At 54.4% G+C, this 20606-nt stretch carries 15 protein-coding genes; 10 read left to right on the top strand and 5 right to left on the bottom strand.

Annotated features, from left to right (window positions below; translation table 11 throughout):
* The first annotated feature begins 29 nt into the window (after positions 1 to 29).
* The 5 genes from murG (at position 30) to ftsZ (ending at position 6575) form a co-directional block, all read left to right on the top strand.
* Entirely contained in the window at positions 30 to 1130 is a 1101-nt protein-coding gene (gene murG / locus BLR09_RS08760) for an undecaprenyldiphospho-muramoylpentapeptide beta-N-acetylglucosaminyltransferase (RefSeq protein WP_093201412.1), read from the top strand.
* 52 nt (positions 1131 to 1182) lie between these two features.
* Positions 1183 to 2580: a UDP-N-acetylmuramate--L-alanine ligase gene (gene murC, locus BLR09_RS08755; protein WP_093200551.1), complete on the top strand. Its 1398-nt coding sequence runs from the start codon at positions 1183 to 1185 to the stop codon at positions 2578 to 2580.
* 114 nt (positions 2581 to 2694) lie between these two features.
* Complete coding sequence (locus BLR09_RS08750; RefSeq protein WP_093200549.1) at positions 2695 to 3450, top strand: cell division protein FtsQ/DivIB; 756 nt, start codon at positions 2695 to 2697, stop codon at positions 3448 to 3450.
* Positions 3451 to 3560: 110 nt separating this feature from the next.
* Positions 3561 to 5078: a cell division protein FtsA gene (gene ftsA, locus BLR09_RS08745; protein ID WP_093200546.1), complete on the top strand. Its 1518-nt coding sequence runs from the start codon at positions 3561 to 3563 to the stop codon at positions 5076 to 5078.
* An 87-nt stretch (positions 5079 to 5165) separates the two neighbouring features.
* On the top strand, positions 5166 to 6575 hold the full coding sequence (ftsZ, locus tag BLR09_RS08740; protein ID WP_093200544.1) for a cell division protein FtsZ: 1410 nt from the start codon (positions 5166 to 5168) through the stop codon (positions 6573 to 6575).
* 67 nt (positions 6576 to 6642) lie between these two features.
* Here the strand turns inward: ftsZ and porT are convergent, their stop codons facing one another.
* From porT to mutL, 4 genes are all read right to left on the bottom strand, one after another.
* Entirely contained in the window at positions 6643 to 7407 is a 765-nt protein-coding gene (porT, locus tag BLR09_RS08735) for a type IX secretion/gliding motility protein PorT/SprT (RefSeq protein WP_245689886.1), read from the bottom strand.
* 3 nt (positions 7408 to 7410) lie between these two features.
* Positions 7411 to 8133, bottom strand: a complete 723-nt coding sequence (gene ubiE, locus BLR09_RS08730; RefSeq protein WP_262507473.1) for a bifunctional demethylmenaquinone methyltransferase/2-methoxy-6-polyprenyl-1,4-benzoquinol methylase UbiE — start codon at positions 8131 to 8133, stop codon at positions 7411 to 7413.
* Between the two features lie 236 nt (positions 8134 to 8369).
* Complete coding sequence (locus BLR09_RS08725; protein WP_093200541.1) at positions 8370 to 8903, bottom strand: hypothetical protein; 534 nt, start codon at positions 8901 to 8903, stop codon at positions 8370 to 8372.
* A gap of 101 nt (positions 8904 to 9004) precedes the next feature.
* A complete protein-coding gene (gene mutL / locus BLR09_RS08720) occupies positions 9005 to 10954 on the bottom strand; it encodes a DNA mismatch repair endonuclease MutL (protein ID WP_093200539.1) in 1950 nt (649 codons plus the stop codon).
* Between the two features lie 425 nt (positions 10955 to 11379).
* Here mutL and BLR09_RS08715 point away from each other — a divergent pair, with 425 nt between their 5' ends.
* The 5 genes from BLR09_RS08715 (at position 11380) to BLR09_RS08690 (ending at position 19019) form a co-directional block, all read left to right on the top strand.
* Positions 11380 to 14232 carry a serine hydrolase domain-containing protein gene (locus BLR09_RS08715; RefSeq protein ID WP_176785496.1) on the top strand — a complete coding sequence of 951 codons (2853 nt, stop codon included), beginning with the start codon at positions 11380 to 11382 and terminating at the stop codon, positions 14230 to 14232.
* A gap of 13 nt (positions 14233 to 14245) precedes the next feature.
* A complete protein-coding gene (locus BLR09_RS08710; protein ID WP_093200534.1) occupies positions 14246 to 16357 on the top strand; it encodes an outer membrane protein assembly factor BamB family protein in 2112 nt (703 codons plus the stop codon).
* A 141-nt stretch (positions 16358 to 16498) separates the two neighbouring features.
* Positions 16499 to 16906 (top strand): 30S ribosomal protein S12, encoded by a 408-nt coding sequence (gene rpsL, locus BLR09_RS08705; RefSeq protein WP_093200531.1) that lies wholly within the window; start codon positions 16499 to 16501, stop codon positions 16904 to 16906.
* 100 nt (positions 16907 to 17006) lie between these two features.
* Positions 17007 to 17474 carry a 30S ribosomal protein S7 gene (gene rpsG, locus BLR09_RS08700; RefSeq protein WP_093200529.1) on the top strand — a complete coding sequence of 156 codons (468 nt, stop codon included), beginning with the start codon at positions 17007 to 17009 and terminating at the stop codon, positions 17472 to 17474.
* A 576-nt stretch (positions 17475 to 18050) separates the two neighbouring features.
* Positions 18051 to 19019 (top strand): glycosyltransferase, encoded by a 969-nt coding sequence (locus BLR09_RS08690; RefSeq protein ID WP_176785495.1) that lies wholly within the window; start codon positions 18051 to 18053, stop codon positions 19017 to 19019.
* Positions 19020 to 19244: 225 nt separating this feature from the next.
* Here the strand turns inward: BLR09_RS08690 and gldJ are convergent, their stop codons facing one another.
* On the bottom strand, positions 19245 to 20489 hold the full coding sequence (gldJ, locus tag BLR09_RS08685) for a gliding motility lipoprotein GldJ (RefSeq protein WP_093200523.1): 1245 nt from the start codon (positions 20487 to 20489) through the stop codon (positions 19245 to 19247).
* Positions 20490 to 20606: the final 117 nt, after the last annotated feature.

The following is a 20606-nucleotide window of genomic DNA, read 5'->3' as shown; positions in this document are numbered from 1 at the left end:
TGTTCATCGAAAACCCCGCATCCGAGACCGTGTCTAAGCGTATCATTATTAGTGGAGGAGGAACTGGAGGGCACATTTTTCCGGCCATTGCCATCGCCAATGCCTTAAAGGAAGCTGATCCAGGCACAGAAATTCTGTTTGTCGGAGCGAAGGGACGTATGGAAATGGAAAAGGTACCGCAGGCGGGCTATTCCATTTTCGGACTGGACATTGCCGGCATCAACCGGTCGAACATGCTCGCCAATCTCGGATTCCCGGTCAAACTCGTAAAGAGTCTGCTCGCGGCCCGCAAGGTCATCCGGGATTTCAAGCCGGATGCGGCCGTTGGTGTAGGTGGATATGCCAGCGGCCCCTTACTGCTGGCGGCCGGATTTTCCGGCGTTCCCTACCTGATTCAGGAGCAAAACTCCTATGCGGGGGTGACGAACAAGTTTCTGGCCAAAAAAGCGCAGAAAATCTGCGTTGCCTATCCGGGCATGGAGCAGTTTTTCCCGAAAGAAAAACTCGTCATAACCGGCAATCCGGTTCGCGGAGATATCGGATCAGTTTCAAAAGATGATCCCCGTGTGTGGGAATACTTCGGTGGACTGAACCCTGAAATACCGACACTGCTCATTATCGGCGGGAGCCAGGGTGCGCGGACTATCAACGAAAGCATCGACGCGGGCCTGGAACGGCTCGTGGCGGCCGGCTACCAGGTTATCTGGCAAACCGGTAAACTATATATAGAGAAGGCCCGGGAACGTGCAAAGGCCTTTCCGGCCGGCCGGATCTGGGTATCTGATTTCATTTCGCAGATGCCGTATGCGTACGCGGCGGCAGATGTGGTGATTTCCCGGGCAGGCGCACTCTCCATTTCCGAACTGTGCCTGGTTGGAAAACCGGCGATTTTCGTCCCGCTGCCTACCGCGGCCGAAGATCACCAAACCCAAAACGCGCTCGCGCTCGTACGTGAGGAGGCGGGCCGGCTGGTACCTGACGCAGAAGCCCGGGAAAAGCTGATTCCGGAAACACTTGCGCTGTTTTCACAGCCGGAAGTCCGGAAAGCCATGAGCAGGCGCATCCGGCAGCTGGCTAAACCCACTGCCGCGCGGGACATTGCCGGAGAGGTCCGGAAACTCGCGCGTTAAACCTGTTCTGAAAATCCTGAAAACAACGTATTCGTTTTTGAGTTAACCATCCATGTCAGCCTCCATTCGTTCGTATAAACATATTTACTTCCTCGGCATCGGGGGCATCGGGATGAGCGCCATCGCCCGGTGGTTTAATGTCAACGGCTATGCCGTGGCAGGTTATGACAAAACCGCCACGCCGCTGACGAGAGCGCTGGAATCGGAAGGGATTTCCATTCATTACGAAGACGCTGTCAATGAGATTCCCGACGCATTCCGGGACAAAAACGATACGCTGGTTGTCCTTACACCGGCCATTCCGAAAGACCATACCGAATGGGCCTGGTTCCGGAACGGAGGTTTCCAGATTCTGAAGCGGTCACAGGTATTGGGATTGCTGACGGCAGATCTGTACCTGATTGCCGTAGCGGGTACGCATGGGAAAACGACGACGTCGTCCATGATTGCCCATGTACTGAAGCATGCGGGAAGAAATGTAGCGGCATTTCTGGGCGGTATCACTCAGAATTACCAAACGAATTTCCTGCTGAACGAGCCGACTGATAATCCGCGGGAAATCCTCTGTGTGGTGGAAGCCGATGAGTTCGACCGCAGTTTTCTGACCCTTCATCCCGATCTCGCCGTGGTTACGTCGACGGATGCGGATCACCTGGATATTTATGGTTCGGGGTCGGAAGTACTGAAGTCGTTCGGGGATTTTGTCAGTCAGATTCACCCGGATGGCGTGCTGTTTATGCGTGACGGGCTTACGCTCGCCGGGCAGACCCGTGCGGCCGTTCGCCGGTATAGCTTCGGAGAGGGGGAATATCACGTCGAAAACTGCCATATCGCTGATCACCGCTTCCGGTTTGACATTGCCTATCCGGGGGGTATCTGCGAGGGTATCGCGCTCACGGTTCCGGGGTACCACAATGCCGAGAATGCAGTCGCCGCCTTTGCGGTCTGCCTGCAGGCGGGGTTATCACCGCAGGAAATACGCGACGGGCTCAATAGCTATCGCGGTGTGAAGCGTCGGTTTGAATACCACCTCGAGGAGCCGGTTTACATCGATGATTATGCGCATCACCCGGCTGAAATTGAAGCCTTCCTGAAATCGGTAAAGGCCCTGTATCCGGGACGGCACGTTACGGCGGTGTTTCAGCCGCACCTGTTTACCCGTACGCGGGATTTTCAGGAAGGCTTTGCGGCATCCCTGAGCCTGGCCGACCGGGTATTGCTGCTCGATATTTACCCGGCGCGGGAGTTGCCGATTCCGGGCATAACGTCGGATGTCATTTTTGACAAGATCACGACAAGCGACAAAATCAAGTGTAGTAAATCGGATGTACTGGAAGTATTGGCGAAACTGCCGCTGGATGTCGTAGTGACTATCGGTGCCGGAGACATCGATACGCTGATCCAGCCGTTGCGTCAGCAATTGCGCCCGGAACCTGCGCATGGGAAGTAGCGGCGACCGGAAGTGCATTGCAATAAGTTAATATCCTGAATACCATTAGCTAATTTTTGAAACGGGGGCCCTGACGACTTGGAGAAGTTTTCTATCTTTCGATTAAGAAGTTGGGTGAAGGTGGTCATCGGACTGGTTTTTCTTGGGGTATTGCTGGGATTCGGTGAGAAGTGGTATACCTCCCAGCGTTGCGAAAAGGTGGAGATAATACTGGAAGATTCCCGGACTCCCCTCCTCGCCCGGAAAGACATTGAAATGATTCTCTCCGAGGCCGGAAAGCGTCCGCTGGAAGGTCGCCCGTTTCGGCAAATGGACCTGAACTACCTGGAAAGCCGGGTAGAATCCAATCCTCTGGTGAAGGATTGTCAGATTTCCCGGAACCTGAAAGGCTCGCTGGAAGTACGGGTGATCACGCATCAGCCGATTGCCCGGCTGATCCAGCCCGATCTCCCGGATAATGGTATGGACCGGTACCTGAACGAAGAGGGGCGTTTTATGCCGCTCTCGGAGCGGTCGACCGCACGCGTACTGCTTCTGTCGGGGCCGTATTTCGAACGGAAGAATAACCTGCGGGCCGTGCGGGATTCGTCTCTGCTCAGCCTGATCCGGCAGATTGACCGGGATTCGCTCTGGCGGGCGCAGATCGGCTGGATGGAAGTAGACCGGCAGGGAGAGGTTACCATGTGGCCCCAGGTCGGGGATGTGCCGGTGGAGTTCGGACCGGCAGCCGGCCGGGACGCAAAGTTCAAAAAGATGAAGACGTTTTTTCGTCAGATTTTACCTTTGCGTGGATGGAGTTCCTATTCAAAAGTGAGTGTTAAGTACCAAAATCAGATCGTGTGTACAAAAGTTGACACATTAAAACACTGATAGTCAATATAATATTTTTTTATTACTTTAAGCCGCGAATAGGCCCGCGCCTGTCTCGAGGATCAAACGTTGATGAGCGATAAAACCGATCAACCCTAAAGCCGTGCCGTATGGAGAAAAAGATTGTTTGCGGGATTGATGTTGGAACCACGAAGGTCTGTGTCGTGATCGGACAGTTGGATCAGGACCAGAAACTGGACGTGCGTGGCGTCAGTCGGGTAGAATTCAAGGACAAGAAGTTCAAGAATCTTGTTACAAAAGGAGCTATTCTTAATCCTGATTTTGTCAGTAAGTTCATTAAGAAGGCCGTACAGGAAGCGACCGAGCAAGCCGGCGTTATTCCGAACCAGTATTTCATCAGCGTGGCCAGCCATCAGGTGAACTCTCTGCCCAAAATCAGCGACCTCTCCCGCGATTACGTGTCCGAAGGCGATGAAGTACGGCATGAAGATTTGCAGCGGCTGCTCGGCAACGTCGGCCGTACCAAGATCGACGGGGCGGCTATCCTGCACGTCCTGCCGCAGGAATACAGCGTTGACGGAGATTCGGAAGAGCACTATCACATCGTGGGGGTCACCGGCACGCACCTCCGCGGGAAGTTTCAGGTGGTGACGATTCCGCTCAAGCCCATCAGCACGCTGTTGAAGAGCCTGGACTGGGCAGGCGTACACGTTCCCCCGAAGCATGTTTACCTGTCTTCGCTGGCGGCGACCATGTCGGTGCTGAGCGAAGAGGAAAAGGAGCATGGCGTCGTTCTGGTGGATATCGGCGCAGGCAAGACCGACGTCGTCATCATCCAGGGCGAGCTGGTCCGTTGCGTGGCATCGTTCCCGGTTGGCGGTAAAGCTATTACGAAAGACATTGAGATCGGGTGCGACGTTCCGGAGAACGTAGCCGAAGACCTCAAGCTGCGTTTTGGTACCGCTGTACACAAGGAAGTTCGCCTCAATGAAGTAGTGGCTGTTCCGAACGTACTGGAGAGCCTTCCCCCGAAAAATGTTTCCCTGAAAAACGTCGCCGTGATCATCGAGTCACGCGTACGCGATATTGCTTCGTTTGTCGCGGCTGTGGTACGCCACGCCGGATACGAGCGGAAAATCAAAACGGGTATCGTCCTGACGGGCGGTGCATCCCGCCTCGACAGCATCCAGGAAGTATTCCGGACGGTAACGGCTATGCACGTGCAGGTCGGCCGGCCGAACCAGGGCTACAACAAACAGAAGCCGGAAATCACGAACAACCTGTCGTATGCAACGGCGCTCGGGCTGGTGCGCCTGGGCTTCCGTTCGCTCGACCCGCGCGACGAGCTGTATGAGTCTCTGGGAGCGACGACCAGTCCCCGCCCTGTACACGTACCTCCGCCGGCGCCGACTTATCAGCGCCCGGCCACGCCCGCACCTGCTCCGCAGACAAACGGGCATAGCCAGCAGCGGCCTCCTGAGCCGCCCAAGCCCCAGCAACCGACTGAACCCGAACACCAGGATTCCGAAAACGGCGACGGCGATCAGGAACGGAAATGGTGGCGCATGGGCCTCGACTGGAACAGCTGGTACAAAGCTATTTTCCGGGACGAATTCGAATCCCGAAACGGCCAGCGGCCGGAAGGCTGGGATCCGAAACCCGCATGATACCGGGGGCGCGGCTTCGCCGCGCCCTCCCTACTTCATCTCTGATACAAAACGTGAACGGGACTCTCCGTATTCAACCTCACTGCTATGCTTCTCGATCACAACTATTCATTCAGCTCGGTTAAGCATTTCCGCTCCTATATCAAGGTTTTCGGCGTGGGCGGCGGCGGCTGCAACGCAGTACGCCACATGTTTAACCACGGTATCGAGGACGTTGATTTCATTGTCTGCAATACCGACCGGCAATCGCTCGACGAAAGCCCCATCGACTATAAAATTCAGCTCGGTAACCAGACCGTCAACCAGAAAGGCATCGGGGCCGGGATGGACGCCAAGCAGGGCCGTCTCGCTGCCGAAGAAAGCGAAGCGGAAATCCGGAAAGTCCTCGAAGACAACACCGAAATGCTCTTTATCACCGCCGGTATGGGCGGTGGAACCGGTACCGGTGCGGCTCCCGTCATTGCGCGTATTGCCAATGATCTCAACGTCCTTACTGTTGCGATTGTTACGGCGCCATTCGACGACGAAGGCGAGGACAAAATCGAACAGGCCCGGGAAGGTATCCGCGAATTGCAGAAGTACTGCGATACCGTTGTCGTTATTCTCAACGAAAAACTGCTGGAGCTGTATCCGGATATGACCGTCGACGATGCCTACGCCAAAGCCGACGATGTCCTGGCCAACGCCGCCCGCTGTATCTCCGAGATCGTCACCAAGTCCGGTAAGATCAACTCCGATATGAACGACGTGAAAACGATCCTCAAGGGAGCCGGTCAGGCCGTTATCGGGCTGTACTCGGCCGAAGGAGAAGATCGTGCCGTCACCTGCGTGGAAGAAGCCCTGAGTTCGCCGCTGCTCGACAACCGCGATATCAAAGGCGCCAAGCGGATTCTGATTACCATCTCTTACAGCAAGGAAAACCCGATGCGGATGATGGAGCAGAAGGCTATTACCAAATTCATCGAAGACCGGATCGGCGGAAAAGCCCGGCTGCTCAAAATCAGCCCTATTCCGGACGACAGCCTCGGCAAGGCCATGCGCTTTACGATCATCGCTGCCGGATTCGACCTTCCCGAAAATTCGGTATACGTCCGCAAGCTTGACGAACGCCGTCCGGGCGAACAGAAGTACCCGCTTGAGTCGCAGCCCCAATCGTCGCAGCAGCCGGCCGGTCCGTACTACTCGCAGCAACCTCAGGATACCGATGATGATCTCGGCCCTTTTGAAGAAGACGAGCCGGTGAACCTGGTCAAGACGTCTGTCGGCCATCCCGACGACCATACCCGCCAGCTCGAAAAGGAAATCTGGCAGGATGACGATGCTTCGGCTACGACCACCCGGATGATTCAGGAGTTTACCCAAAAGCTGGCGCAGCCCGATCCCGCCTGGGAAACGGAACTCGAAACGCCGGCCTATATCCGTCAGAACATTCCCCTCGCCGACCTCACGGTTATCCTCAAAGGCGGCAAAGTCAATCACTATAATCTGAACGATTAAGTTCTGACATGTAAGCATAAAAAAAGGCGGCCCATTCGGGTCGCCTTTCCTTTTGGTAGCCTTATTTCTATTCGAACATCAGATACAGCGTTACAGTATGCGTATTAAGACTACGGATACCTTTGCTGTAAATCGTATTATTCGGTTCAAAAACGTTTACAAGCCCATGCGAAAAGTGCAGCTCGGGTGTGAACTTGAAGAATTCGAAAAAGCGCTCAAACCCAACGCCGTATTCGATGCTGAAGTCAGAGGATTTCGTCGGCAGCTGAAGCTCTTTCGCAACGGCCTTCTTCCGGACATTCGCTTCAAAGCCTGCGCGGAAGCCCGCTACGGCATACATACGCGTGTTTCCCCGGCGCAATGACTTGTATTTCAACATAAAGGGGAATTCGACCCAGGTAGATTCCCGTTTCAGCCGTTGTTCCTGGCCGCCGTTGAGCAAGTAATCCACATTCCGGCTGTAGATCGAGATCGTTAGCGGAGACCACCGGAAATCAAACCGGGGGCTCATATAGACGTTCATCAGAAAACCCATCCGGAAGCCGATACTATTCGCCGAATTGGCCGACAGTACCGTATCCGGCTGGTTAAACTGCTCGTTGTGCTTGATCGTATAACGCGTATTCGGAATACCGAAGAAGAACCCGTAGTGAACCTTTTTATCGTCGTAAAACTCGAGATGCTTGCGTTGGTATATCGTGTTTTGCGCACCAACCTTTCCGGCTGCTGCTACCAACAGGCAAACTACTCCCATACGGATGGATACAGTACTGGCGAAGAAGGCAGTCAGCGACCGTTTCTTACCGGCTGACATCCGTAACTGACGCATCATAGATTACTTTTTTCCGATATAGATCGAGCTGATCCCGAAGGTAAGGGGAATGGCTCTCGTCTGTGAAAAACCGACACGGCGGTATATTTCCAGAAAGTCGTCTCCATCCGGGAAGGCCTGAACCGATTCCGGGAGGTAGGTATAGGCCGACTGGTCTTTCGAAAACACCGCGCCGATAACCGGCAGAATCGCCTTGAAATAGAAATTGTACAGGGTTTTAAATACGAATCCCCGTGGTTTCGAAAATTCCAGAACAACACACGTGCCGCCCGGTCGCAGTACCCTGTTCATATCCGACAGGCCCTTTTCGAGGTTTTCGAAGTTCCGTACGCCGAAAGAAACGATGACAGCGTCAAAGGAATTGTCTTCGAAGGGAAGCTTTTCCGAATCTCCCAGACGGAGCTCGATCTTATCCTGCAATCCTTTCCGCTGGATTTTCTCCCGGCCGTGCGCCAGCATGCCTGCTGAAATATCCACGCCGATTACCTTGTCCGGGTTCAGCGCAAGCGCTTCCACGGCGAAATCTCCAGTTCCCGTCGCAATGTCGAGGATCTTTTTGGGGTTTTCTTTTTTGAGAAGACCGATGGCTTTCTTTCTCCAGAGGATATCGATGCCAAGGCTCAGAAAATGATTCAGGAAGTCATAGCGATGCGAAATGTTGTCAAACATCTTCGCGACCTGCTCTTTTTTGCTGGTATCCTGTTCTTCTTTATAGGGTACGACCACGGCCGGAAACGTTAAGTAAACCACAAAGGTACATGCTATTCCCCGAACCGCCTGTTTTTCTGAAATGTTCCGGCGGAAGCGGTTTAGGGTTTAGGGTTTAGGGTTTAGGGTTTAGGGTTTAGGGTTTAGGGTTTAGGGTTGGACTGCCTTGTAAACGCTGAACCCTAAACTCCAAACCCTAAAACACCAAAAAAGCCATCCTTGCGGACGGCCTTTCCTCCGGCATGCCGGATTTGTTATTTGATAAAGATCGGGAAATCGATGTTTGCGTCGTCGGAACCGGGAACTGCGGAGCCATCCTTCGTGCCCGGCTGGTGTCGCAGCCGGATTTTGAGTACTCCGTTTTTCGTGGAATCAACCGTTGCAATCGTTCCGGACAGCCCCAGGGGCAGGTTTTTGCTGTCCTTGTCCGTAATCGTCACCGTCAGCAGGTTAGACGGGTTCGGGGTGAAAACAACCAGGTGCTCGTTCGCTTTTTCCCTGATTTCGGCTGTTACGTCTTCTGCCGGGGTTTTGGATTCATCGAGGAACGTCAGCGCGTAGGAATACGTCGTCTTCTTCGACAATGTATCTCCCGTAATCACCGGTGCCTTGCCGCCGTCTCCGTCCAGGTCTTTCCAGAGAAAGGTTTTGGTTTGAGTGCCGCTCGTGAGTACCAGCTTGATCGTCGTGATCAGTTCGTTCTCGTCCGGTTCCGGATCTTCTTTCTTATCGCAGGAATAAAACAATGCCGCAAGGGCAATCACCGGAAGGCCGAATTTCAGTTTCATCGTGATTTGGTTTAATAATGAAGGCGCTGCTCGTGGATCGGAACGCCCGGCAAAGTAAACCATCTTGCAACGTTGTTGCAAATTAAAATGCGGTTTGTTTCTCAACGGAGAAGGCTTCCCAGCTTATCGAGGCTGAGAATAGAGAACGTAGGTTCGCCTCCGGGGGTATAGGAGGGATTGGATGACGCAAAGAGCTGGTCGACCAGCGCGCTCATTTCTTCGGTAGACAGGCGCACGAGGTACCGGGCCGCCGACCGCTTCGCAAACGACCGGGCCAGGGCTTCAGGCCGGTCCAGTCTCAGGTCGGCGAAATGCTGCCGGAACTGGGAAAGAAGTCCTTCGAAAAGATCCTCCTCGTTTTCATCCGTCACATCCGTCGGAATACCGTAGACGATGAACGCATTCTTCCCGATTTCCGCGAAATCAAACCCCAGCGCACGGATTTCATGCTGAATTTCCAGTACCAGCTGAAAATCCACGGGATTGAGCGTAATGGTCTTCGGAAAAAGCAACTGCTGCGACGCGGCATTCCGTTTGTCAAGCGACGCGCGGTACTTGTCGTACAGAATACGCTCATACGCCGCCCGCTGATCCACTACCATCAGCCCGGACTTTACCTGAGACAACACATAGCGATTATGCACCTGAAAGAGCATCCGGTCGTAATCCAGCAGCGTCGGCTTCGGTTTTTCGGCTTCTTCGGGCAGGCGGTCCGGCAGCCGGTTGGCCTTGCTCTGAAACGTCAGGCTCGACACCGGTTCGCTGGGAGGAGTAAACGGCTTTTCGGTCGGGAGAATATCCGTGGGAAGGTCAAATACGCTGTGCCGTTCGGCTTGCGGAGGACCTTCCAGTCCTTCGAACAACTGTTCCCAGTTCTGCGGATTCCGCCTGGAAGGACGGAAGGACGTCACCTCTTTCGGGCGGGCTTCTTCATCGGAAACCTTGCGGTTTTCGTTGACCGACGCTTCAAAATGGCTTGCATAATCCCGTTGCTGGAAATTGAGGGATTTTGAGGGATTCAGGAGGTTGACATCCATCTCAAAGTCGATCGCAGGGGCCAGGCCATAGACGCCCGTTGCTTTCTTCACCGCCGCCCGGACAATCGCATAGACCGACTTTTCGTCGTCAAACTTGATTTCCGTTTTGGTCGGGTGAACGTTGATATCAATATGCGCCGGGTCGATCTCGATGTTGAGTACGTAAAACGGGTGGTTGTTTTCGGCGATGAGGCCTTCAAACCCGTTGAGGACGGCATGATGCAGATACGCATGCCGGATAAACCGCTGGTTGACGAAGAAAAACTGTTCTCCGCGTACCTTTTTGGCGAATTCCGGCTTACCGATATAACCCGATACTTTTACAAATGGCGTTTCTTCCCGTGTCTCGGCTAGTTGTTCCCGGTAGTTTTTACCAAAAAGATCCACAATCCGCCGCGAGAGCTTACCGCTGCCGAGGTTATAAACTTCCGTCTCTCCGTGGTGGAGTGTAAAGGCGATTTCCGGGTATGCCAGGGCTACGCGTTGAAATTCGTCCAGGATATGCCGCATTTCCACCGGATTGGATTTCAGGAAATTACGGCGGGCAGGAACATTGAAAAACAGGTTTTTGACGAAGATGGTCGTACCGGACGGCGTCTGGCAGGGCTGGTGGCTCTTGACTTCGGATGCTTCGATCCGGATCTGCGTGCCGAGCTCATCCTGCTCCCGGCGGGTTTTCAGCTCTACCTGGGCGACCGCGGCAATGGAGGCCATGGCTTCACCCCGAAAACCCATCGTCCGGATTTTGAAGAGGTCGTCGGCCGTGCGGATTTTCGACGTAGCATGCCGCTCGAAGCACATCCGCGCATCGGTCTCCGACATACCTGACCCGTTGTCGACGACCTGAATCAGCGTCCTTCCGGCGTCTTTCACGATCAGTTGGATCGCGTTGGCGCCTGCGTCGATGGCATTTTCCAGCAACTCCTTCACAACCGACGCCGGTCGCTGTACGACCTCTCCGGCGGCGATCTGATTGGCTATGGAGTCTGGAAGGAGCTGGATAATGTCTCGCATGAAACGGTTGGTGTCTTGAAAACCCTGAAACTTGCCTCTTTCCTTCTTCGCGTTAATCCCGTGCGGGAGTCAGGCGTCCAACAGAGGCCATGATTCCGGGGGATTCATTCTTCGCAGGGTGGAAAGACTGCGAAGTTCGGCCAAATCCGCGGGAAAAACGAACCGATTTTTTGAAATATATCCCTTAAAGAGTAATCGAATTCCAATAGTTTCGTGTTTTCAAAGTAAGTACGGTTTTACAAATGTGGAAGAATAGTATTGTTTTCACGGGGTTATGCGGGTTGATGATGTGGCTGAATGTAAAACCTCCGAAGACACTCCCCCGTTTTACTGATTACCAAAAAGTTAGCCCGATTCTAACCCCCAGAGACAGCGCAGCCCGATCTTCACTGGCTGCGCGATGGGCGGATAGTACCCTTTCGTCGATGACACTCGACGAAAAGATCGGTCAGTTTTTTGTCATCGGAACATACTCCAATCGTTACGAATCTTATTACGCATCTGTCGAAAGACTTATACGAAACTACCATGTCGGCGGTCTGTTGTTTTTTCAGGGCGATCCCCTCACCCAGGCAGATCTGACCAACCGGTACCAGGCGCTTTCGCGGGTGCCGCTGCTGGTTTCACTCGATGCCGAAAACGGTCTGGGTATGCGGCTTGCCCTTGGCATGTCGTTTCCGCACCAAATGACGCTGGGCGCGATACAGGACGACCGTCTCATCTACGACATGGGCCTGGAAATCGGGCGGCAGTGCCGCCGCATCGGAGTACAGATGAATTTCGCTCCGGTTGTCGACGTCAACTCCAATCCCCTTAACCCCATCATCGGCTATCGGTCGTTCGGTGAAAACCCGGATAATGTAGCAGCCAAGGGGATCGCATATGCCCGCGGCCTGCGCGACGCCGGCGTACTGGCCTGTGCCAAGCATTTCCCGGGCCATGGGGATACGCAGGTGGATTCCCACCAGGCGCTTCCGAAAGTCTGGCATTCAGCCGACCGGCTCGGCGAACTTGAGCTGCCTCCGTTCCGGGCTCTGATCCAGGATAGTATTCCCAGTGTACTGGTGGCGCATCTCTATGTTCCGGCGTATGATCCACGGCCGATAGCGTCGACGCTATCGGGGCCGGTGGTGACGGACCTTCTCCGGAATCAATTGAAATTCGACGGGCTCATCGTCACCGATGCGATGAATATGCGGGCTGTCACCAAGGGAAATCAGGCTCCCGAAGCCAATCTCCAGGCTTTGCTGGCCGGCAACGACCTGCTGCTTCAGCCGGAAAGCGTCGCGGCTTCGATCGTCAAAATCAAACAGGCGATAGAAAAAGGACAGCTGACGGTAGAGGAAATCGACCGGCGGGTCCGTAAAATCCTTTCGTACAAATACCGGGCGGGCCTGGTGCCGTATCAAGCGGTGTCTGTCTCGAAAAACCTCCTCAAAGACCTGCGCACGCCGCAGTCGGAAGCCCTTCGGCAAAAGCTATACGAAAACGCGGTGACTGTCGTCCGGAACGACGAATACATCATCCCCTTCATTCACCTGGATACACTGAAAATCAGCTCAGTAGCTATTGGCGAATCACCGTCGAACATTTTTCAGCAGACACTCCGCAAGTACGGGAAAGTCGCCTGCTACGCCAGCGATACCAAGTCTGACGACGTATTCTTCGCTGAAACCCTGGCAAAGCTCGATTCCGTTCAGACGGTTATCGTGAGTCTGCATGAAATGAAGCAGCGCGTCAACCGGAATTACGGTATCTCGCCGGAGTCCGTCAAATTTGTCCAGACGCTCGTCAAACGCGGGAACCGGGTCATCGTCTGCGTTTTTGGTAATCCCTACAGCCTGAAGTACTTCCCGGAAGCCCGGGCCCTCGTCTGCGGTTACGAAGGCGACCCCTATGCACAGACAGCCGTGGCGGAGGTTCTCTTCGGCGCGCTGAAAGCTACCGGCAAGCTGCCTGTTTCCGTTGAAGGCCTGTACCCTGCCGGGCATGGACTCGTAACAGAAGAAATTGGCCGCCTGACCTACGGCGTCCCCGAAAGTGCCGGTATGAGTTCGGCGAAGTTGAAGGCCGTCGACGATATCATGGAAGAATCCATCCGCAACGGGGTTTTTCCGGGCGGACAGGTAGTAGTAGCCCGCCACGGGCGCGTTGTCTGGCAGAAAAACTACGGCGGCCTGACGTACGACAGGGCCGCTTACGAGCCGGTCCGGGATACGACAGTCTATGATCTCGCTTCGGTGACGAAAGTAACCGCCACGCTCCAGGCGGTGATGTTGCTGAATGAAAACGGGTTAATCGACCTCAACCAGCCCATCGGCGCCTATTTACCGGAAATGAAAGGCAGTGGGAAAGAGACGATCCTTATCCGGGATTTGCTCATGCACCAGGCCGGTCTGGTGGCATTTCAGCCGTATTGGGAACGAACCAAGCCCGAAGGTATCTTCAGTCCGGATTTTTACCTCCATGCCGATACGCTGGATTACCGGCTGCTGGTGGCCCGGAACTTATGGACAAAGCCTGCAACGGTAGACTCTGTCTGGAAATGGGTTGTCAAAACGCCCTACCTGGCCGGCAAACTGGGACATTACCGGTTTGTATACTCCGACCTGGGGCTGATCATGCTGCGCCGGCTGGTTGAGCAGGTATCGGGCCAGCCGCTCGATACCCTCGTCCGCGATTATTTCTATGAACCGCTGGGTATGGCAAATACGACGTTCAGCCCGCTGACAAATGGCGTTTCTGACTGGAAAACCGCACCAACGGAAAACGACCGCGTCTTCCGGGAAGTATTGGTGAGAGGTACCGTACACGATCAGAATGCGGCTATTCAGGGTGGCGTTTCGGGGCATGCCGGACTCTTCAGTACTGCCAACGACCTGGCTATTCTCATGCAGATGAACCTCCAGGGCGGATATTATGGCGGCAGACGTTATTTCCTTCCTTCCACTGTACCTATCTATGCCCGGAACTATACTACGCGGAGTTTCCGCGGGTTGGGTTGGGACCGGTTATCCAGCGTTGACGGAAATGCTTATATCTCTCCACGGGTATCTCCCCGGAGCTTTGGTCACTCGGGTTTTACAGGAACGCTGGTCTGGGCTGATCCGCGGGAAGACCTCGTCTTTATCTTTTTGTCCAACCGGGTTCACCCCAATGCGGGCAATAACCTGATCACGACGCAGCGCGTACGCCGCCGGGTAATGGACGCGGTATACGACGCCATCGAAATCAACCGGCACGACGGAAACAATTTCGTAGATTTGGACAAGCGCTAACCTCTGAAACCTCATGACCCTTTTTCCCCGATGGCCGTTCCTGACCGGAATGGTCCTTCTTTTGTTGTCCTGGACGGAGCCTGGCACCGATTACAGCCGGTGGGATACCTACGGCGGGCATCCGGACGCCTCCCGCTATTCGTCGCTGGAAGAGATCACAACAGCCAACGTCTCCCATTTGCAGAAAGCCTGGGAATACCACACGGGCAAGCCTGGCCAAATGCAGTGCCAGCCGATCGTCGTCGACGGTATTCTCTTCGCCACAACAGCGGATATCAACGTTTTCGCGCTCGACGGCGCCAGCGGGAAGGAAGTCTGGAGGACCGATCTTTCCCACTACTGGAAGGGTGAAAATGCCTGGGCCGGTACCAACCGGGGCGTAACGTACTGGGCAGACGGCACCGAACGCCGCCTCTTCGTTTCTGCCGGAAACAATCTCTTCTGCCTCGACGCCGCAACGGGAAAACCAGTCACCTCTTTTGGCGATAACGGGAAAGTAGACCTGCAAAACGACCTCGATTATCCAAAGAAGTCCTTCTTCATCGTCTCCAATACTCCCGGGATTATTTACAAAGACGTCATTATTCTCGGCATGCGGTTGTCAGAAGGGCTTGACGCCGCCCCCGGGCATATCCGCGCCTATGACGTGCGGACGGGCAAGCGCCGCTGGATTTTCCATACCATCCCGCATCCCGGCGAATCCGGGTATGAAACCTGGTCGGACAAAAAGCGGCTGCCGCACATCGGCGCGGCGAATAACTGGGCAGGAATGAGCCTGGACGAGAAGCGGGGTATCGTTTTTGTCCCGACCGGCTCAGCTACCTATGATTTTTACGGCGGTTTCCGGAAAGGCAAAAACCTGTTTGCCAACTGTATACTGGCGCTGGATGCCGCTACGGGTAGGCGCATCTGGCATTTTCAGACCATTCACCATGATATCTGGGACCGGGACCTGCCCGCTAATCCCAACCTGGTAACCATCCGGAAGGACGGGCGCACGATTGACGCCGTCGCCCAGATCACCAAACATGGTTTTGTGTTCTTACTCGATCGGGCAACGGGCAACCCGGTCTACCCCATCAAAGAAGTACCCGTACCTACGGCAACAGACCTGAAAGGCGAGCAGGTATGGCCCACCCAACCCGTCCCGACGCTTCCGGAGCCGTTTATGCGGCAGGCTTTTTTCGAAAAAGACATTATTGATATTTCACCGGAATACCAGGCCGAAATCCGGGAGCGTTTTAAAGCCTTCAAATCAGGCAAAAACACCATGTGGTACCCGCCAAGCCTCGGCGGGGCAGTACTTTTTCCGGGATTTGACGGCGGCGGCGAATGGGGCGGGGCGGCCTTCGATCCTGAAAGTCAGTGGTTGTACGTAAACGCCAATGAGATGCCGTGGACCGTTACGATGGTACCGAATGTACCGGGCGGCAAGGGGCAATCGCTTTTCTCGGCCAATTGCGCCAATTGCCACGGGTTAAACCGCAAAGGCAACGGCTCTATTCCCGCCATTGATAAACTGGAGCAGAAATACTCTCCGGCCACCCTTGGGACGCTGCTCAAAACCGGGCGCGGCGGCATGCCTTCTTTCGGGCATTTGTCGGAGGAAGACCGGTCGGCGCTCGTAGCCTTTCTCCTCAATACCGCGTCATCGTCCGACAAAAAAGAAGTAGAAGCCAAAGCAGACGCCGGCCTGACGACACCTTACCTCATGACCGGCTACAAGCGCTTCACCACGAAAGATGGCTACCCGGCGATCAAACCGCCGTGGGGTACGCTCAATGCAATAGACCTGAAAACCGGCAAGATTGTCTGGAAAAGCGTCCTCGGAGAGTTTAAGGAGCTGACGGCCAAAGGTATTCCGCCAACCGGTACCGAAAACTACGGGGGCCCTGCGGTGACAAAAGGTGGACTGGTTTTCATCGGGGCGACGAAAGACGAGAAGTTCCGGGCGTTTGACAAGAAAACCGGTGCGGTATTGTGGGAAACGCAGCTGCCGGCGGCCGGGTATGCTACGCCAGCCGTTTACCGGGCAGGCGGAAAGCAGTTTGTCGTGATTGCCGCGGGCGGCAACAAATCGGGAACCAGGCCGGGTGATAGTTACGTTGCCTTTTCACTGCCCTGAAAGGGGGTAAGTTTGGGACGCTAATCGCCCATTCTCAGGCAGTTGGCTGTAAAAAATGCACCTGTAGCTTGTCTTTATTCGGAAAACGACCTACTTTTGCACTCCCTTTTTGAGGACGAACCATTTTTTATTTTTCATATCATGCCTACTATTTCACAGTTAGTTCGCAAAGGTCGCGAGCGGGTAACTTGGAAATCCAAGTCACCGGCTCTTGATGCTTGCCCGCAGAAACGCGGTGTGTGTACCCGTGTGTACACGACCACTCCGAAGAAGCCGAACTCTGCTCTCCGGAAAGTTGCCCGTGTGCGTTTGTCACATGGCAAGGAAGTTAACGCCTACATCCCGGGTGAAGGTCACAACCTGCAGGAGCACTCCATCGTTCTGATCCGTGGTGGTCGGGTGAAGGATCTTCCGGGGGTTCGTTACCACATCATCCGTGGCGCCCTGGATACCGCTGGTGTGAAGGGTCGTATGCAAGCCCGCTCGAAGTACGGCGCGAAGCGTCCGAAGCCGGGTCAGGCAGCTGCTCCCACCAAGGGCAAGAAGTAATTCGTGACAGGCGGATTGCCTGACACTATCCCAACCGAGAATGCAGTAAGCCACTGTTACGGGCAGAAGCGACGCGTTCTCATAACCATTCAAACGTAACATGCGTAAGGCGAAACCCAAAAAACGGTATGTGTTGCCGGATCCTAAATTCAAGGAGACCCTGGTAACCAAGTTTGTCAACAACCTCATGTACGAGGGCAAGAAGTCCACTGCTTACAACATTTTCTACGGCGCGCTCGAACTCGTTGAGAACCGCACGAAAGAAAATGCCCTTGAGACCTTCAAGAAAGCATTGAACAACGTAATGCCTGCCGTAGAAGTAAAGAGCCGCCGTGTAGGTGGTGCGACCTTCCAGGTTCCGACCGAAGTACGTCCCGATCGTAAGCAGTCTGTAGGCATGAAATGGCTGATCAAGTATGCTCGTGGCCGTAACGAAAAGACCATGGTAGAGCGCCTCGCCGGCGAAATCATCGCTGCTGCCAAGGGCGAAGGTGCTGCTGTCAAGAAGAAAGACGACACGCACCGGATGGCCGAAGCAAACAAGGCTTTCTCTCACTTCCGCGTGTAAGTCAGAGGGATATATCCTTTGGAAAACGTCTCCGGGTGACCGGAGACGTTTTTTTATGCCTTTATGAAAGCGGGAACAGGGAAATGGGGAAATCCGGCAGCCTCAGGCTTTTTTCTTCTTTATCAGATACCGGATAATGGCGACGACCCAGAGGCCGATCAGCAGCAGGTTCAGAAAGAACCAGGGCCAGTTGGAGATCATAGGCGGTTTCAGTTGGATAGAGGCACCAAAGGAACACAAGCCTTTCCGGAAACCCGTCCCCAAGCCGTGAAATTGAGCCGCGGGAGCCAGGTGTGGCGACGTACTGGCAAAAAAATAAGCCGTCCCGGCAAGGGCTAATCTGTCCTTTTCCAACCCGTGATTCAGCTGAACCTCGGCGGAAATTCAAATGGGAATATGAAACGCCGGAAGTACCTTTGTCCCCTTCCGACCCCTCCCGCAACGTAGTTCAGTAACCCGACGGGTTTATTTGACCCCTTCTGCGAAATACATCCGGGGCATCGCACCGCTGCCTCAACTCCTCTCGCCGTTTTATAGGATAATCCTCTATTTTTGCTGAAATAACCACCCATCAAGTTGGAGAAAACCACCCCTTCGCTGCCGGAGCGCATACATGTAGTAATTCCCCTTTTTAATGATTGGCCGGCCGTAGCGTTGCTTCTGGAACGTATTCGGGCGGTTACCGAACCGACACTGCTCAGCCGGCTTGCCTTCCTGATCGTGGACGATTGCTCGGCTGTCAATTATGACACGTTGCCTTCCGGCATCGGGCAATCGCTGTCCATTCTGCGGCTATACCGGAATGTCGGGCACCAGAAGGCGATTGCGCTCGGACTGGCTTACCTGGCCGATCAACCGGACCAATACCCTGTGATCGTGATGGATTCTGACGGCGAAGACCGTCCCGAGGATATTCCACATCTCGTCCAACGCGGATTCGAAAAACCGGGCCACGTAGTTTTCGCACACCGGGCCAAGCGCCAGGAAAGCCTGGTCTTCCGGCTGTTCTATGCCATTTATAAATCCATGTTCCGGCTGCTGACGGGTAAGGTCATCACATTTGGCAACTTCAGTTTCGTACCTGCCGCTCAGCTCCGCAAGCTCGCCCACATTTCCGAAATCTGGAACAACTACCCTGGCGGAGTCATCCGGTCGAGGCTACCCTATACAGCTGTCCCGCTCGAACGCGGTCGCCGGCTGGCAGGCGAGTCCAAGATGAACTTTGTGTCGCTGGTACTACACGGGCTGAGTGCCGTGTCGGTCCTGATTGAGACGACCGCCGTCCGGCTGGTCCTGTTCTGCGTGATAATGGTCGTCGCGTCGGTTTTCAGCATCGGGCTGCTGTTTTACCTGAAGTTTTTTACGAATACATCCATCCCGGGCTGGACAAGCTATCTGGTTGTTTCCTTCCTGATCGTCATTCTGCAGGCCTTTCTGATTTCCCTGCTGCTGGTGTTCATTGTGCTTTCTTATCGAACCCAACCACAGTTTATACCGGCGCGGCAGTTCCGTGATTTTGTCGACAAGCTTGAGAAGGTATATTGAGGGCCTCTTCGACGGCGCAGAAACGGCCTTTGGGTTTTCCCCTTTCACAAGTAACCCCTTTCTTCAGCAGGTGAAACGGATGTTTCACCTGCTGTTTTTCTTTCTCCCGAAGGCTGAATTTTGCACCGTCATTCCGGTCTGTGACCTGCCTTATTTCGCCTATGGGCAAAAAAATAAGCCGTCCAGGCAGACGGCTTATTTTCACTTACTAAACTGGAATTTAACTTATCTTTTCCGTCCGGAGGCGATCATCGAGCAACGGAAGCCGATGGTAGCGGTAGACGAGTCCTGATCCATGTAACGGCGCGTTCCGGGAGAGAGCCAGTAAGATACGTCGGCCCAGGAACCACCCTTGTACACGCGTGCACGGTTATCGATCAGGGAGTTGTTGTCTTTCTTGTCGTAGTTCTTTTCGTCATCCAGGAAACCGTTCCGGCGTACCGGGTTGAGGTCGCTGAAGGTTTGGAACGTCGTCGGACGGTATACGTCCCATACCCACTCATTTACGTTTCCGGCCATGTTGTAAAGACCGAAGTCGTTCGGGGGGTAGGAGAATACTTCGTCGGTAATGATGGCGCCGTCGTTCGACTTACCAGCGATACCCGCATAGTCGCCGCGGCCCCGCTTATAGTTGGCGAGCATCATCCCTTTCTTACGACCGGTGCTTTTCCGCATCGAGGAGCCATCCCAGGGATAAATCCGCTGATTGGACTGGTTTTCGTCGAGGTACTGCGTACCGATTAATGCTTTAGCGGCATATTCCCACTCGGCTTCCGTCGGCAGGCGGTAGTCGGGCAATACATAACCCGTTTCGATCGCTGCGCGGCCGCCGGTATACTGCGTCTGAGCTACTTCAGCCTGGGCTTCGCCCTTCTTGCCTTTTTTCTTGGAGCTGCCGCCGGTGGTTGCCTTGCGGGCGAGGTCGGCGTTTACTGCCTGGGTCCGCCAGGCAGAGTAATCCTGTGCCTGCACCCAGGAAACACCTACCACCGGATACATCCGGAAGCCCGGGTACCGGAGGTACTGATCCACGTAGGTATCGTTAAAGGCCATTTCGCCGGCCCATACCGTGGTATCGGGCAGAGCAGCTTCGTAAACCTCCTGGGTTGAATCCCGCTGAATGGCATAAAGGTATTCCAGGTAGTGCACATTCGCGATTTCGGTCTCATCCATGAAGAAGGATTGCACCGTGACGGTCCGCTCGACGTTGTCGTGCAGACCCGCTACGTCTTCCTCCAGCGTACCCATCGTAAACCGTCCGCCTTCGATATACACAAGGTTCGGACCGGTGGGTTGTCCTTTAAAACTTTTCGGGGTCTTGAATCCGTCTTTGGCATTGTACGCAATACCTGTTGCCGTACTGCTCTTCCCGATGTGGGCACTGTCCGGGCGTTTGTTCTTCGAACACGCCGTCAGCAATGCCACAGAGGCAAGCGCATACACAACCGACTTCGACGCAATTTTCATCATTGCTAGTAATTGTTTTGGAATACCTTCTTGATCAGCGTTACCAGAATCCTGCAAAAATAGAGTTTTAAATGGAATTCCCTGTTTCCGGAACCCCATTCCTCTTAGCCGGTCTGAAAA

It is taken from the genome of Siphonobacter aquaeclarae (assembly GCF_900103285.1).
In the GTDB taxonomy this organism is placed as follows: domain Bacteria; phylum Bacteroidota; class Bacteroidia; order Cytophagales; family Spirosomataceae; genus Siphonobacter; species Siphonobacter aquaeclarae.
The sequence above is the reverse complement of the archived record's forward strand: the minus strand, read 5'-3'. Positions and strand labels throughout refer to the sequence as shown.

What these genes read in the sequence shown, in the direction of transcription:
- murC (WP_093200551.1), top strand. Translation starts at nt 1,183, where the DNA reads ATGTCAGCCTCCATTCGTTCGTATAAACATATTTACTTCCTCGGCATC.
- ftsA (WP_093200546.1), top strand. Translation starts at nt 3,561, where the DNA reads ATGGAGAAAAAGATTGTTTGCGGGATTGATGTTGGAACCACGAAGGTC.
- ftsZ (WP_093200544.1), top strand. Translation starts at nt 5,166, where the DNA reads ATGCTTCTCGATCACAACTATTCATTCAGCTCGGTTAAGCATTTCCGC.
- porT (WP_245689886.1), bottom strand. Translation starts at nt 7,407, where the DNA reads ATGATGCGTCAGTTACGGATGTCAGCCGGTAAGAAACGGTCGCTGACT.
- BLR09_RS08725 (WP_093200541.1), bottom strand. Translation starts at nt 8,903, where the DNA reads ATGAAACTGAAATTCGGCCTTCCGGTGATTGCCCTTGCGGCATTGTTT.
- mutL (WP_093200539.1), bottom strand. Translation starts at nt 10,954, where the DNA reads ATGCGAGACATTATCCAGCTCCTTCCAGACTCCATAGCCAATCAGATC.
- BLR09_RS08715 (WP_176785496.1), top strand. Translation starts at nt 11,380, where the DNA reads ATGACACTCGACGAAAAGATCGGTCAGTTTTTTGTCATCGGAACATAC.
- BLR09_RS08710 (WP_093200534.1), top strand. Translation starts at nt 14,246, where the DNA reads ATGACCCTTTTTCCCCGATGGCCGTTCCTGACCGGAATGGTCCTTCTT.
- rpsL (WP_093200531.1), top strand. Translation starts at nt 16,499, where the DNA reads ATGCCTACTATTTCACAGTTAGTTCGCAAAGGTCGCGAGCGGGTAACT.
- rpsG (WP_093200529.1), top strand. Translation starts at nt 17,007, where the DNA reads ATGCGTAAGGCGAAACCCAAAAAACGGTATGTGTTGCCGGATCCTAAA.
- gldJ (WP_093200523.1), bottom strand. Translation starts at nt 20,489, where the DNA reads ATGATGAAAATTGCGTCGAAGTCGGTTGTGTATGCGCTTGCCTCTGTG.